Origin of the sequence: Rhizobium phaseoli, from assembly GCF_001664385.1 — a bacterium.
GTDB lineage: Bacteria > Pseudomonadota > Alphaproteobacteria > Rhizobiales > Rhizobiaceae > Rhizobium > Rhizobium phaseoli.
Genome location: NZ_CP013532.1, coordinates 3,559,601 through 3,574,152 on the forward strand (window position 1 = coordinate 3,559,601; position 14,552 = coordinate 3,574,152).

Genomic DNA, 14,552 nt, shown 5'->3' on the forward strand with positions numbered 1-14,552 from the left:
ACGTTATACCTTCTCGACTTCCGGCCGTCCGAGGATACCCGTCGGCTTGAATATCAGCACGAAAGCGAGGATGGCGAAGGTCGCCACATCCTTGTACGCGATGGTGAAATAGGCCGACCACAGCGATTCGATCAGGCCGATCATCAGCCCGCCGAGAACGGCGCCCGGCAGCGAGCCGATGCCGCCGAGAACGGCCGCAGTGAATGCCTTCACGCCCGGCGTGAACCCGTCGGCGAACGACGCAACACCATAATACATCAGATACATCGTGCCGGCGACGGCAGCCAGCGCCGCACCCATGACGAAGGTGATCGAGATCGTCTGGTCGACGTTGACGCCGAGAAGCGCCGCCATCTTGCGATCCTGCTCGGTGGCGCGCTGGGCGCGGCCGAGAGCGGTATGGTTGACGATATACCAGAAGATCGTTAGCAGCACCGCGGTGATCACGATGATGATGATCTGCTTCAGCGATACCGAGATGTTGCCGAACTGGTAGACCGAACTGACCATCGGCGGGATCGGCTTGTTGCGCGGACCTTGCGTCACCTGGATGAAGTTGGACAGCACGATCGACATGCCGATCGCGGTAATCAACGGCGCCAGGCGGAATGAACCGCGCAAAGGCCGATATGCGACGCGCTCGATCGTCCAATTCCACAAACTCGTCATCAACATCGCGACGACAAGCATCGCCAGCAGCAGAATTGCCACCGGGAGACCTGCGAAGATGGACGTGAGGACGAGGAAGACGATAAGAGCGGCGAAACCACCGAGCATGAAGATGTCGCCATGGGCGAAGTTGATCATGCCGATAATGCCATAAACCATCGTATAGCCGATAGCCACAAGGCCATAGATGGATCCGAGCGTCAGCCCGTTGAAGAGCTGCTGGACGAAATACTCCATATGTCGTTTTCCCCTGGATGCGAGCCGAATATGCTGCATCTCTTTTTGGTTCTTCGGTCGCCCGTTTCAGGCAACCTCATGACCGCAATGCATAGCGGTTTCGCTGCAAATGTGAAGACAAAAAGGATTTTCTCCGGCAGATTCTTGTTCGAACAGGGCTAGATGGCGCATTTTGCACCAAAATCCACAGAAAATCGGCGAAGCACGTCCTGTTTTTAGCCAAAAACCGGCGTCGAATTAACCATCCGATGATTTCGTCTTCAAATTTCGTGAAGACCTTGCGGCGTAAGCTATTCCACAGAATTGGAAGATGGAGCAAATTCGGACCCGAAGCGCGCCGCTTTGGCGAATCCCATTCCAGTGAACGGCTGCCAACTTCGTCTGACAAGACCGAAAGCTTATGGTAGCATCGCAGACTGCGTTATCGGGGTGCGGAGCGCAGGGCGAAACACCATATTAGATTCAGTATGGTGAGAGGGATGGTTTGCGGACGAGCGACAAGGGATGCTCGCCGCGCGGCGAACGGCAAAGGACAATGCTGAGGACATTCGAAAGGGCGGCGCTCGAAGCCGGCAAGGCCATCATAGCGGTCTTGCGCGAAGGCTTTCCCGTCGCCATGAAGGCGGACGCAAGTCCGGTCACGGTCGCCGACGAGGAGGCCGAACGCATCATCCTTGCGCATCTTGCCCGAGACTTTCCCGAAATACCCGTTGTGGCGGAAGAGTCGGTCGCCGCCGGCCGGGTGCCTGACATCAGCGGTCGGGGCTTTTTCCTGGTCGACCCTCTCGACGGCACGCGGGAATTCGTCGACGGGCGGCAGGAATTCACCGTCAACATCGCATATATCGAGAACAGCGCTCCGATGGCCGGGATCGTCTACGCGCCGGCGCTCGGGCTTGCCTTCTCGGGAGAACGCGGCCACGCCGAAAGGCTCGTGGTGACGGAGGATTTCACCGTCGGCGCACGCAGTGCAATCACCGTGCGCGAACAGCCGGCCGACCGGCTGGCGCTCGCGAGCCTTCGCCACAACAGCCCGGAGACCGGAACCTTTCTCGCCGATCATGCGATTTCCAAGTGCACCAACATCGGTTCGTCGCTGAAATTTTGCCTGCTGGCTGAAGGCAAGGCCGACGTCTATCCCCGTTTCACCCGCACGATGGAATGGGACACGGCGGCCGGCGATGCAGTGCTTCGCGCCGCCGGCGGTTCGACCGTGACGCTCGACGGAGCGCCGCTGACCTACGGCAAGACCGGAACGGCGGCTGATTTCGATTTCGCCAACCCGAACTTCATTTCCTGGGGCGGCAGGAAACGCGTCCTCGAACCCGCGTGACCGCCCGCAAGGACCGCTGAAAGCGCCGCAGGCAGATTTCTTCACCGCGACAAGGTTGGCGCTTTCTCGGGCCCCTCCCCCGTGTCGACTATCTCAGCCCCGCCGGCCATCTACTGATTCGCGTGGCCGGGTGACAGAGGTGATTCTGTGGGAATCGCCCGCGTCCCCACACCTTCTACCTGCAAAACCTCGTCGATCCCGCCTTGGTTTTGTCACATTTTGGCACTGTTAGATAACCAGCCGACCGTTCTCGCGGAAAAATTTCGCCCCGGTTTCTGTTAAGAATTGGCGCTTTTGGGCGATGCGGCACGTGCCGAAAAGGCACGTCCGGAGCACCCCGGAAGCCCCTGTCAAAGGCCTAAAAACCTTGATGAAATTCCAATTCTTAACGAAATATCATGAGTTTGCCTCAACTTAACGCAAGTGCGAAAGATTTATTGCGATGCGATATTTCTCTGGACACCATTACACAATTGTCGCATTTTTCCGTTTTAGTAGGGTTACCAACACCTGAGTGCAGCCCTGGTGACAGGGTAAACCATTGATCGCCTATTGCCGCCGCGCCCCTCGAAGACAACAGAGTACGATCCTTGAGCATCACGGAACTAAACAACACCATTTCGACAGAGTCCTTCCGGCCGAGCCGCCGCCAGCAGCCGAGCCTGAAGATCCAGACCCCTGTAATCCACAGCGATGCGCCGCAGGCGCCGTGGGTGGATCTTGTCCTGAAGCGGGCGTTCGACATTGTTTCGTCGTTGAGCGCCCTCCTCGTCCTTGCGCCTTTGCTTCTCCTCGTCGCCCTCTTGATCAAGCTGGACAGCCCTGGACCGGTGCTGTTCAAGCAGACCCGTTGGGGTAGGAACTGCAAGGCCATCAAAGTCTACAAGTTCCGCTCCATGCGGACCGATCTCTGCGATGTCTCGGGCGTTGCTCAGACGGTGAAGAACGACCCGCGCGTTACCCGCATCGGCGCCATCCTGCGCCGCACGAACATCGACGAATTGCCGCAGCTGTTGAACGTGCTGTTGGGCGACATGTCGGTCGTCGGTCCGCGCTGCCACGCGATCGGCATGCGCGCGGGTGGCATGCTGTACGAAGAGCTTGTGCCGGAATACCACCAGCGCCACGCAATGCGTCCGGGCATGACGGGCCTGGCCCAGATGCGCGGCCTGCGCGGCCCGACCGATCGTCCGGCCAAAGCCCGCGCCCGCATTGCCAGCGACCTCTATTACGTCGGAAATTTCTCGATTTGGATGGATATGCGCATCATTGTCGGAACCGTGCTGTCGGAACTGGCCGGCGGAAAAGGCTTCTAAGCTTTTTGTGAGAAAGGACCGGCTGCTCGGAGCAGCCGGTACCGGAATGCTCGGGCCGCCGCCTGCAGGTGTTCGAGCGAATCGAGCTTACCATGCGCTCCTCCCGGATATCCCTGCGATCCGTTCGACAACAGATCGAGAAGAATCGCGTCGCACCCCCTCTCTTGCCGTCAGCCAACTCAGCGCCGCGCGTCTCCTCTGCGGCGCGAAGAACGCTGCGGCACTTTGGGTAACCTACGCATCCGATTTGCCGGCTGCTAATCCTTTCCGAATTGCTGTTGCGCGATAATGGCCGAGAAGCGCCTGGGGCCATAGCGCGTCGCCATTACCGGCTGCGCTACCGCGTGGACCGCTGCCCGACAACGGTGAAAATGTATTGTTTCAGGTCAGCATCATACGATGCGAAGGCGACCGCATTCGTCACCGCATCCTGGAAGAACAGGTCGAGATGGCGATTTCCTGATTGGCCGCCCTCCTCGTAAACGCCCCCTCCGTACGGCAGATCGGCAGGATCGTCCGCTTCATTACCATCCCCGACCTGCAGCAATAAAAGCGGTCGGCGATCTCGTAAGCTGGCGAGGTTTTGCGGTGGCTCGTGTGCGTCGCATGAATCAAATTTGCTGCGACGCGCATTGGAAATCGAAGCCTGTAAGCCCCGCCGTCGTCAAAGCGCGCTTCATCTTTCTGACCTCGCCTGACCGCTTACGGTTCGGCCTCGCTGCCGGTGACGAGAAGCTCGTGCCGAGATGTCGCTGGAGGCAGCTTGGCTCACAGGCAGGGACAGGAAGCGTCAAAATCATACGAATTGGACCGATGCAGCAAGATCGGCGATGAAGACTTGCGGGGCAGACACTCATTCTCCGCCACTCCCGGGCGTCTAAATTTGTTATCAAAGTCTTACGGTGGGCTTAGGCAATTTTTAAATGTGGCAGGCTAGAGTGGCGCTCGTGGTCTTGCGTTGTGTAGAGAGTCCAATGACCGAAATGATACGTCCCCGAGTGAAATATGTCATCGGCCCCGATGGCAGCCCCCTGACTATCGCGGACCTTCCGCCGCCGAATACGCGGCGCTGGGTGATCCGCCGGAAGGCAGAGGTTGTCGCGGCTGTTCGCGGTGGCCTGTTGAGCTTGGAAGAGGCCTGCGAGCGTTACACGCTCACGGTCGAAGAGTTCCTGTCCTGGCAGTCATCGATCAACAGCCATGGCCTCGCCGGCCTGCGCACCACGCGCATTCAGCAGTATCGCCACTGATCGCACCCAGCATCGACGATTATTTCGGGCCGGACGCATCTCCCGTCAGGGAGTGCAGAAGGCCCGAAATCATTGACGAGGCCGCATAGCACCACAGGCCAGGCTGTGTGAAAGCATTCGCCAGCCCCGTCGTCTTCGCCGCCGCAATGACGATCGCGACCAGCAGCACGTCCATCATTGACCACTTGGACAGATGCGGCACGACGCGATGATAAAAGAAACTGCCGGCCCCGCCGCCGGCACCTGTCGCTTCCGCAGCGATCCCAACCATCTTCAGAATCGGCAGCACGATCGAGACCAGTGCGACGATCGCCGCCAGCAGCCCATCCCCGCCCAGCCAGAGCGAGACGACGATGTCGATAAGCGACGGGGCCCGATCGAAGAAATACAATGTCTCGAAATGGACCAGCGGCAAGAGCAGGCCGAGCGCCAGGAGGAACGGCGCCGCCACAAGAAGAACGGGGCTGATCATCGGAAGCGCCTTGATCCACGCGAACCTCGCACCAATCCGACCCTTTTTCATGAACACTCCGTCTCCTCCGGGAATTGTCTCGCCGGCTTGGCATGATCGCCACGCCGTGTCACCGTCGCCGGCGACAATATCCCCATCCCTTGCGAGGAAAGACAATGGACATTCGAAACGAGGAAAACGCCTCCGGCGGCCGTTATGCGGCCGGGGTAGAGGGGCATGAGGCGGAGATGACCTATTCGCGCACATCGCCGAAGCTCGTGATCATCGATCACACCGCCGTTCCCGATGCCCTGCGCGGCAAAGGCGTCGGCCAGGCATTGGCGCTGCACGCCGTGGAGGCCGCCCGCACCGGCGGCTGGAAGATTATTCCGCTCTGCCCCTTTTTCAAGGCGCAGGCGCAGCACCACCCGGAATGGCGCGACGTCGTGAACTGATTGCTATTGCTTTCTTGGCTGGCGCCGCGCGTCTTTTCAAACGCGCGGAGGATGCCACGCTTCCGCGCATCTTGGCGCCGACGCGCCAGTCGGGCGATAGGGAGATGGAAAACGGCAAACACCAAAAGCCATGTATGACGGACCAGCGCGCCCGTCATACATGGCTTCTCTGTGGCGATCCCCGGGGCGCCGAACCCGGCGCCCAACGTTTTCTCTTACGCCCTGGCTCGTGCGCCGCTGTCACGTTCTTCCAGCGCCGACGCCCTTGCATATTCCGCCTGCATCTCCTCAAGCGCCAATTCCAGCGCCTCTTCCTGCATTTTCAATTCCTTGATCGAAACCTGCAGGTTGTCGGCCCGCTGACGCGCGGCCTTGGCGAAGGTCGGATAAGCAAAGTGATTCGGGTCTGATATACCGGACTTCTTTTCCTCGACGACGATCTGGCTCTCCAGATCCTTCGTCATCCGTTCGAATTCGGACATCATCATCTGCAACTGCTGCAATTGACGTCGTTTTTCGTTCACCTGAAACTCTTTCAGGCGAACGAGACTTTCTCGCGACTTCATACGCATTACTCCCGTGATGCGAGACCCCGGCTCAACTTGAAACCGCCCTGCGCGCCGCTTTGACACGGTTTGCTGAAAAATTTCCTGCGATATTAACAAAAACCTACCGCTGGTAACCTTTCGTTTACGGGCATCGTTAATGATAGGCCCGATGATTTAAGGGTCGGTAAATGCCGCGGCATGAAGTTCGAACCTTTTCATTGGCGAGTCGGATGAATCACTTAGCGCTGTTTCCTAATGTTAAAATTGAGGAAAGCCTTTTTGAGATTCCTATTGGAAAACAGAGAAATGGAAAAATTATTTAATAAATTCGATACTCCTTGCCAGAGTGAATCAGAATTTGTTAACCATTTCGTGGCAGCTTCCAAATCACGTAGCTTGTTCGGTAGCGTGTAGGGGCCAGACCACCTTTCGGCGGCGGTAAAGGGGATAATTATGCGGGTACTTCTCATCGAGGACGACAGCGCTACGGCGCAGAGCATCGAGTTGATGCTGAAATCAGAGAGTTTTAATGTTTATACCACCGATCTCGGTGAAGAAGGCGTCGATCTGGGCAAGCTGTATGATTATGATATCATCCTTCTCGATCTGAACCTGCCCGACATGTCCGGATATGAAGTGCTCCGCACTCTCCGGCTGTCGAAGGTCAAGACACCAATTCTCATTCTGTCGGGTATGGCCGGTATCGAAGACAAGGTTCGCGGCCTTGGCTTCGGCGCCGACGACTACATGACCAAGCCGTTCCACAAGGACGAGCTCGTCGCCCGCATCCACGCCATCGTCCGCCGCTCCAAGGGCCATGCCCAGTCGGTGATCATGACCGGCGAACTGATCGTCAATCTCGATGCCAAGACCGTCGAAGTCGGCGGCCAGCGTGTCCACTTGACGGGCAAGGAATATCAGATGCTGGAGTTGCTTTCGCTGCGCAAGGGCACCACGCTGACCAAGGAAATGTTCCTCAACCATCTTTACGGTGGCATGGACGAGCCGGAACTGAAGATCATCGACGTCTTCATCTGCAAGCTGCGCAAGAAACTCGCCAACGCCGCCGGCGGCGCCAACTACATCGAGACCGTCTGGGGCCGTGGTTACGTTCTCCGCGAGCCGGACGGCACCGAATATGCGGAAACCGCCTGAGCTTCCGAATCTTCCGATCCCCCTTATCGGATGACGAAATCCCGCCCTTTCGGCGGGATTTTTCGTTTTGGGCTGGCAACGTGAATGAAAGGGCCTGAGACCTTGCTCGACCTGAAGTTCGTCCTCTCGGTGAGGGAAGCGAAATCGCAGCGTCAACCGGCGTCCGCACTTTTTGGCGGAACGCTCCGGGATTGGGTGATGTCGGCGGAATGCGCCTGCCGTCAGGCAGCGATCGCGCGGTTCCCGAAAACGGCGGTCAGTATCTTGCGATCGAAGGGTTTGAGCAGGAAATCCGTGGCGCCGGCCCGTTTGCCGGCCATCAGTTTCTTCAGATCCGCTTCGATGACGCAGTAATAGATTTTGACGTCCTTGCCCCCGTCCATGGCGCGGATGGCGGCAATGAGGTCGAGCGCGCCTTCCATGCCGGAATCGACGATTAGATATTCGGGCAGTTCCGCCTGGCAGCGCTGCAGCGCCTCGCTGGCAGTGGAAGCCTCGCTGACGAGAAAGTCGAGTTCGGAGAGAATGCGCTTGCCGACCTTGCGGACGATGTCCGAATTATCGGTGATCATGAACCTTTGCATGGTCGCTCCTTTTCCCCGCATTCGTCGCAACGGTGGGCCTCTTACAACCTTAGAGAATAGGTCCATCAGGCTAAGGAATCGTTACCGGATGGCTGAACACGCCTCTCGCGGAGCGAATTCAGTCAGCGGCAACCACCGCCTTGAACACCAATTCGTCCGGGCTTGCGCTGTGATCGAGCGTCATTCCGCACTCTTCAGCCAGCAGCACGGTGTAGTAAGGCTGTATCGAGTGGGCGTCGATTGCCTCTTCGATCGTGCCGGTCGATATCTCGACGAATTTCGGCGGCAAGCGCATCATCTTGCCCTTGGCCGTCAGCGTGAACTTGGCGTCGAATTCGGGATTTTCGAGCGTCACCTCGAGCACGCCGCCGCGTGGAATCGAGGAATAGGCGACGAGGAAGAGATTGAGCAGCAGCTTGACCCGGTTCTTGGCAACGATGGCGCGCGGTCCGTTCCAGATCACCTCGGTTTTCTTCTCTGCCAGCGCAAAATCCTTGGCGGCGCGCTCGGCCTCGCCGGTATCGATCGAGGCACCGACCGAACCGGAGGCGCCAAAGGCGAGGCGCGCGAATTTCAGCCGGACGGAAGCATTGAGCGCGCTGGTGCGGATCAGGTCCATCGCATCGGAATCGGCGCCGCCTTCATCGAGAAGTTCCAGACCGTTGTTGATCGCACCGACGGGCGAGATGACGTCGTGGCAAACGCGGCTGCAGAGGAGCGCGGCCAGATCCGGGCCGGACAGAGTAAGGTTCGGGTTCTTGGACATCATCGTCTCCTGAAGGGCGGCAATCTCATCGCGCCCGTAATATGCGTCATCTAAATTGCGCGAAGTTTGCGATCGTATTCGGTGCCATAATGACACCATATTTGGTAAACCGATTGTTAAGATCATCGGCGCAAAATGCAGCAATTGACGCGAGCGGTTGTCCGCTCCCGACCAACGACGAACGGATGACACCATGCGCCCTCGATTTCCGCACAGATTCATCGGCTTCTGCAGGTTGCTCTCGGCCCTCGTCTTCTCCTCGATGATGGTCGCCGGGCCGGCCGCCGCTCAGAACAACGGTCAGTATACGATGCAGGAAATCATCGATACCGGCCACTCCTTCTTCGGCTCCGCCAGCGGCGGTCTTGCCAAGGTGGTGGAAAGCGCCTTCCAGAAATACGGCCTGCCGAACGGTTATATTCTCGGACAGGAAGGCGGCGGCGCCTTCATCGCCGGTCTCACCTATGGCGAAGGCCAGCTGAACACCAAGAATGCCGGCGAGCATCCGCTCTACTGGCAGGGCCCCTCGCTCGGCATCGACTACGGCGGGCAGGGCTCGCGCGTCATGATGCTGGTCTACGATCTGCCCTCCATCGATGGCATCTATGCCCGTTTCGGCGGCGTCAGCGGCTCGGCCTATGTGATTGCCGGCTTCGGCATGACGGTGCTGAAGAACAACGACGTGCTGGTCGTGCCGATCCGCACCGGCGTCGGCGCCCGACTTGGCGTCAATGTCGGTTATCTCAAGATCACCCAGGCACCGACCTGGAACCCATTCTGAAGCCGCAGGACCGTGGGAAACTGCCGCCACCCGCATCGGCGGCCTTGTCCCGATGCGCCATGCATGCTTAATCTTCAGGGATGACCCGGAATAGGACGCCGAACGCGCAATCGGTTTTCGGATGTCACGTTCCGGCCAACGGAGAACGGGATTTAGATCTTAGGCCGACTGGGCTGAAATCCTGTTTTAGTATCAACGTCGAATCGATGGCCCCGCCGTGATCGAATACGCTCTCTTGTTCGGACTGGGCTTCCTGACCGCGTCCTTCCTCGTCTTTCTGATTTCGCCGGCCGTACACCGCCGCATCGTCTGGTATACCGAAAACCGGCTGAAAGCGACGATGCCGCTCAGCCCGCAAGAGGTCCGCGCCCAGAAAGACATGGTGCGTGCCCTGTATGCCGCCGAAAACGCGCGCACCACCCAGGATCTTCTGCGTGAACGCGAAAAATCCCTCTCGCTTCAGCTGCGCCACGATGCCCTTGCCATCGATGCCGGCAGGCTTGCCGCCGATATCGCTGACTTGCAGGCCCAGATCGGCGAGATGCATGTCGAGGCGGCCGAGCAGCGCTCGCGCCTGCGTAAGGACGAGAACTATATCAGTCAGTTGAAGACCAATCTGCATATTGCCGAACAATCCGCTGCCAACAAGGAGAGCGAACTGGCGGCAATGCGGACGCGGCTGAGCAAGCTCAGCGAACAAACCGATAGCCTGAGGATCGACCTGGCCGCGCGCGACACGGAGGCGGAAAGCCTGAAATTCCGCGCCAACGCGCTGCGTGACGAACGCGACACATTACGCCAGGATGTCGCCCTGCTGCAGAAGCGGGCCAAGGATGCCGAGCAGAAACTGACGCAGCAGCAGCATATGGTAATCCGTCTGGAAGATAAGGCCGCGCGTGAGAGCGCTTCCGCCGCAGAGAAGGAAACCCTGCTCGCCCGCCGTCAGCAGGAAGTCGCCAAGCTGAAGGACCAGTTGAAAGCCGCCAATGCCGAGATCCGCAAGATCAACCGGGTGCTGCGCGAGGCCGGCCTGGCCAAAATGGCGGCGGACCTGCCGGCGGAACTGACAGCTGAAGACACAATCGCGCCCATGCTCGATACCGCCGCGCTGACGGCTGAGATGGGCGAGGATGCCCGCAAGCGCAGCGCCGCCCTTGCCGAGCGTCTGCAGAAGGCAAAGTCCGTCCCCGGACGTGATGGTGCGATCCGCGAAGAGATCGCCTCGATCGCCGCCAATATGGTGGCGCTGACCGCACTCAACGAAGGCCCCTCCTCGCCGATCCGCACGCTGCTGCCGGATGCCGGGACCAAGAACCCGAACGACCGCGTCAGCCTTGCCGACAGGGCGGCCGCCATCATCGCCAATCCGGTGCGTTAAAGTATGTCGCGCAAAAGCGGGCGGCGGCTTTGCGATAACTTCATGCGAGAGAATAAAGACCTAAAGCGCAGGGAACGAATCTGAAAGATCGCGACGTGCTTTAGGGTCAGATCCGTCCCATGGCCGAGGCCATCGAAAACAAGGCGATTCCCGTCGCCGTCGCCGCGTTAAGGCTATCGAGCTCGTCCGATTGCGGGATGCGCGCGCTATGAAAGCGGGCAAGCAGCGCCTCCGGCAAGCCCTCCCCCTCCGTGCCGACGACGAGTGCCATGCGTGCGGCAGCCGGAATGGCGCGAATGTCCGTTTTCCCATGCGGTGAAAGCGTCCAGATGGCAAAGCCCCGTTCGGCAAGCGCCAGGAGCAGATCCAGTGCCTTGCCGCCACGCCGGTGTGGAACGCGCAGCACCGATCCGACGGAGACACGCAGGGCTTTGCGATAAAGAGGGTCACAGGAAGTTTCGTCGAGCAGGACGGCGTCTGCCCGGAAGGCGGCGGCGTTGCGGAACATCGAGCCGGCATTGTCGTGATTGGAAATGCCGCAGCCGACGAGGACCAGCGCCCTCTCCGGCAGGGCGTCAACGAGTGCTGCCCCGTCACGCTCCTCCCGCCGGCCAAGCGCGAGTACGCCGCGATGCAGGTGAAAACCGACGATGCCGGCGAGTGCGTCAGCCTCGGCGACATAGACCGGCACGTCGGCCGGAAAGCGGTCCAGGATCGGCTGGATGCCCGCGACGCGGTTGCGCAGCAGCAGGATCTTTTCGGCACGAAAGCCACGGCCTTCCGCATGCGCCTCGGCGAGCATTCTAAGCACGACGGTCCCCTCGGCGATGAAGCGCTTTTCCCGCCCGGTCAGATCGCGCTCTCGGATGTCGCGGAATTCCGCGACGCGCGGATCGTCGGCATTCGCGATGGCGATCGGGGGAGCGGCCATGCCGGCCTCAATTGCCCGTGACGGTCAGGTCAGCGACCGTGCGGCCGGTCCGGAGATCGAAGATCAGCGCCTTGCCCTTGCCCTCGACGGTCTCGCCGTAAAACAGGATCTGTCCCGCCGAGAATGAGGTCGACTGCACCTTGAAACCCAGCGGCAGGGAAACGGTCGCCGCAAGCGGCGCATCCGCGGGCACACCGGAGGCGGCGGCAGTGGGAGCCGTCTCCTTCGGCTCGCGCATCGTCTTGTAGACAACCGCGCCGAAGACCGCCATAAGGCTCACGAACATGATGGCGCCGGAAACGATCTGCAGGCGGACCATCTTGCGCCGGACACTTTCCATCGCCGGATCAAGGGGCTTCTCTTCCTGGTCGTCTGGCTCGATTGCTGTCATCTGTGCGTCCCGTTCTAAAAATACGTCGGAGAAGAAGCGTCTTGAGCGACCCCTTTAAACAAGCAGCCGGCATTAGAAAAGTCCTGACAGCCGATGAAACCGCCGAAGGCCGGCTCGACGCCTGGCTGACGGCGCAGCTCGGCGAGGAGTTTTCCCGCAGCCGGATCAAGGTCCTCATCAAGGACGGCCAGGTTTCTATGCGCGGCCAGCTCATCACCGATCCACAGCGCAAGGTGCGCGCCGGCGACAGTTTCGAGATCACCCTGCCCGAGCCGGAAGACCCGACGCCGCAGGGCGAGGATATTCCGCTCGATATCCTCTATGAGGACGATGACCTTATCGTCATATCGAAACCGGCCGGCCTGGTCGTCCACCCCGGCTCCGGCAACTGGACGGGAACGCTGGTCAATGCGCTGATCCATCATTGTGGCGCAACACTCTCCGGCATCGGTGGCGTGCGCCGCCCCGGCATCGTCCACCGTCTCGACAAGGACACGACAGGCGTCATGGTCGTCGCCAAGAACGACGTTGCCCATCGCCACCTCTCACTCCAGTTTGCCGACCATGGCCGCACCATGCCGCTGGAGCGGGCCTATCGGGCAATCGTCTGGGGCCGGCCCCGGTCGCTGACAGGCACGGTCGACGCGCCGCTCGGCCGCGCCACCGGCGATCGCACCCGCCGCGCCGTCAAGCGCCCCGACAGCCAAGACGCCGACGAGGCCATCACCCACTATGAGGTGATCGAGCGCTTTCACGAAACCCCGGACGCGACGGCGCTCGCCTCGCTGGTCGAGTGCCGCCTCGAAACCGGCCGCACCCATCAGATCCGTGTGCACATGGCCCATATCGGCCACCCGCTGCTCGGCGACACGGTCTATGGAGCCGGCTTCAGGACCAAGGCCAATCTGTTGCCTGAAGATATCCGTAAGGTGGTCAACAGGTTCGACCGCCAGGCGCTGCATGCCTTCATGCTGCAGTTCGAGCATCCACGCAGCGGCGAACTCATGCATTTCGAGGTACCGCTGCCGGACGACATGATGGAACTTGTCGAGGCATTGCGGAGTTAGGGGGGACCGCGGAACTCCGCCTCCCCCGTCTCACACCTGCGTGAGCGGCGCCTTGAACCGCCGTTTCGCCATACTTATGTGTATATGGACTTAGTGCGGGCTCGGGTAGAAAGCCGCACGTCCCGGTTTGCCTTTTCGACGCGGGGACGCGTTTTCATCGGGAACCGGAATTCACTTTAGGAGGGTGCACTATGGCCCGAAATACCTTGCCGTCCATTACCGCCGGCGAAGCCGGCCTCAATCGTTATCTCGACGAAATCCGCAAATTTCCGATGCTCGAGCCGCAGCAGGAATATATGCTGGCCAAGCGTTATGCCGAACACGGCGACCGCGACGCCGCCCATAAGCTCGTCACCAGCCATCTGCGCCTCGTCGCGAAGATCGCCATGGGTTATCGCGGCTACGGCCTGCCGATCGGCGAAGTCGTCTCCGAAGGCAATGTCGGCCTGATGCAGGCTGTCAAGAAATTCGATCCGGAGCGCGGCTTCCGCCTCGCCACCTATGCCATGTGGTGGATCAAGGCCTCGATTCAGGAATATATCCTGCGGTCGTGGTCGCTGGTGAAGATGGGTACGACCGCAAACCAGAAGCGTCTGTTCTTCAACCTGCGTCGGCTGAAAGGCCGCATTCAGGCGATCGACGATGGCGACCTGAAGCCGGAACACGTATCGGAAATCGCCACCAAGCTGAACGTCTCGGAGGAGGAAGTCATTTCGATGAACCGCCGCCTCTCCGGCGACGCCTCGCTGAACGCGCCGATCAAGGCGGCCGAAGGCGACAGCGGTCAGTGGCAGGACTGGCTTGTGGATGATCACGACAGCCAGGAAGACGTGCTGATCGAGCAGGACGAGCTCGAAACCCGGCGGCGCATGCTGAGCAAAGCGATGAGCGTGCTGAACGAACGCGAGCGCCGCATCTTCGAGGCCCGCCGCCTCGCCGAGGAGCCGGTGACCCTGGAAGACCTTTCGGCCGAGTTCGACATCAGCCGCGAACGCGTCCGCCAGATCGAAGTTCGCGCCTTCGAGAAGGTGCAGGACGCTGTCCGCAAGGAAGCCCTGGAACGCGCCAAAGCCGTCCGCGTCGTCGAAGCCACGGCCTGATAAGGTCAATCTAAGAATTGGAACGCCATCTCCTTACGCGGGAGATGGCGTTTTTGTGTCTGAGGTGGATGCACAGAAAGGAAGCGGGTGACCGGATGAAGGGGAGCGCGAGCGAGGGCAAGGAACTCCCTTGCCCATAA

General features: G+C 60.0%; 16 protein-coding genes. 9 read left to right on the forward strand and 7 right to left on the reverse strand.

Annotated features, from left to right (window positions below; all coding sequences use genetic code 11):
• Positions 1-3 precede the first annotated feature (3 nt).
• Entirely contained in the window at positions 4-906 is a 903-nt protein-coding gene (locus tag AMC88_RS17195; RefSeq protein ID WP_012484986.1) for a branched-chain amino acid ABC transporter permease, read from the reverse strand.
• Between the two features lie 535 nt (positions 907-1,441).
• Between AMC88_RS17195 and cysQ the strand changes: the two genes are divergently transcribed.
• From cysQ to sciP, 3 genes are all read left to right on the forward strand, one after another.
• A complete protein-coding gene (gene cysQ / locus AMC88_RS17200) occupies positions 1,442-2,239 on the forward strand; it encodes a 3'(2'),5'-bisphosphate nucleotidase CysQ (protein WP_012484988.1) in 798 nt (265 codons plus the stop codon).
• A 590-nt stretch (positions 2,240-2,829) separates the two neighbouring features.
• A complete protein-coding gene (locus AMC88_RS17205) occupies positions 2,830-3,555 on the forward strand; it encodes a sugar transferase (RefSeq protein WP_010018803.1) in 726 nt (241 codons plus the stop codon).
• Between the two features lie 974 nt (positions 3,556-4,529).
• On the forward strand, positions 4,530-4,805 hold the full coding sequence (gene sciP / locus AMC88_RS17215; protein ID WP_007533628.1) for a CtrA inhibitor SciP: 276 nt from the start codon (positions 4,530-4,532) through the stop codon (positions 4,803-4,805).
• A 19-nt stretch (positions 4,806-4,824) separates the two neighbouring features.
• Here the strand turns inward: sciP and AMC88_RS17220 are convergent, their stop codons facing one another.
• A complete protein-coding gene (locus AMC88_RS17220) occupies positions 4,825-5,292 on the reverse strand; it encodes a paraquat-inducible protein A (RefSeq protein ID WP_041683930.1) in 468 nt (155 codons plus the stop codon).
• Positions 5,293-5,432: 140 nt separating this feature from the next.
• On the opposite strand from AMC88_RS17220, the gene AMC88_RS17225 reads away from it, so the two are divergent.
• Positions 5,433-5,711 (forward strand): GNAT family N-acetyltransferase, encoded by a 279-nt coding sequence (locus AMC88_RS17225; RefSeq protein ID WP_041683755.1) that lies wholly within the window; start codon positions 5,433-5,435, stop codon positions 5,709-5,711.
• Between the two features lie 215 nt (positions 5,712-5,926).
• On the opposite strand, the gene AMC88_RS17230 is transcribed toward AMC88_RS17225, so the two are convergent.
• The gene (locus AMC88_RS17230) at positions 5,927-6,277 is read right to left on the reverse strand and encodes a hypothetical protein (protein ID WP_009991379.1); all 351 of its coding nucleotides are present in this window, start codon (positions 6,275-6,277) and stop codon (positions 5,927-5,929) included.
• 435 nt (positions 6,278-6,712) lie between these two features.
• Between AMC88_RS17230 and ctrA the strand changes: the two genes are divergently transcribed.
• Complete coding sequence (ctrA, locus tag AMC88_RS17235) at positions 6,713-7,414, forward strand: response regulator transcription factor CtrA (RefSeq protein ID WP_007533606.1); 702 nt, start codon at positions 6,713-6,715, stop codon at positions 7,412-7,414.
• 221 nt (positions 7,415-7,635) lie between these two features.
• Here the strand turns inward: ctrA and AMC88_RS17240 are convergent, their stop codons facing one another.
• Together AMC88_RS17240 and chpT are read right to left on the reverse strand one after the other, a co-directional pair.
• Positions 7,636-7,998 carry a response regulator gene (locus AMC88_RS17240; protein ID WP_010025173.1) on the reverse strand — a complete coding sequence of 121 codons (363 nt, stop codon included), beginning with the start codon at positions 7,996-7,998 and terminating at the stop codon, positions 7,636-7,638.
• Positions 7,999-8,116: 118 nt separating this feature from the next.
• Complete coding sequence (gene chpT, locus AMC88_RS17245; RefSeq protein WP_010025174.1) at positions 8,117-8,764, reverse strand: histidine phosphotransferase ChpT; 648 nt, start codon at positions 8,762-8,764, stop codon at positions 8,117-8,119.
• A gap of 193 nt (positions 8,765-8,957) precedes the next feature.
• Between chpT and AMC88_RS17250 the strand changes: the two genes are divergently transcribed.
• Complete coding sequence (locus AMC88_RS17250; RefSeq protein WP_004675728.1) at positions 8,958-9,545, forward strand: DUF1134 domain-containing protein; 588 nt, start codon at positions 8,958-8,960, stop codon at positions 9,543-9,545.
• 217 nt (positions 9,546-9,762) lie between these two features.
• A complete protein-coding gene (locus tag AMC88_RS17255; RefSeq protein ID WP_041683931.1) occupies positions 9,763-10,923 on the forward strand; it encodes a coiled-coil domain-containing protein in 1,161 nt (386 codons plus the stop codon).
• A gap of 106 nt (positions 10,924-11,029) precedes the next feature.
• On the opposite strand, the gene AMC88_RS17260 is transcribed toward AMC88_RS17255, so the two are convergent.
• Together AMC88_RS17260 and AMC88_RS17265 are read right to left on the reverse strand one after the other, a co-directional pair.
• Entirely contained in the window at positions 11,030-11,854 is an 825-nt protein-coding gene (locus AMC88_RS17260; protein ID WP_012484994.1) for a TrmH family RNA methyltransferase, read from the reverse strand.
• A 7-nt stretch (positions 11,855-11,861) separates the two neighbouring features.
• Complete coding sequence (locus AMC88_RS17265; RefSeq protein ID WP_004675735.1) at positions 11,862-12,245, reverse strand: hypothetical protein; 384 nt, start codon at positions 12,243-12,245, stop codon at positions 11,862-11,864.
• Positions 12,246-12,286: 41 nt separating this feature from the next.
• Here AMC88_RS17265 and AMC88_RS17270 point away from each other — a divergent pair, with 41 nt between their 5' ends.
• Positions 12,287-13,312 (forward strand): RluA family pseudouridine synthase, encoded by a 1,026-nt coding sequence (locus tag AMC88_RS17270; RefSeq protein WP_064825550.1) that lies wholly within the window; start codon positions 12,287-12,289, stop codon positions 13,310-13,312.
• Positions 13,313-13,503: 191 nt separating this feature from the next.
• A complete protein-coding gene (rpoH, locus tag AMC88_RS17275; protein WP_012484996.1) occupies positions 13,504-14,412 on the forward strand; it encodes an RNA polymerase sigma factor RpoH in 909 nt (302 codons plus the stop codon).
• Positions 14,413-14,552: the final 140 nt, after the last annotated feature.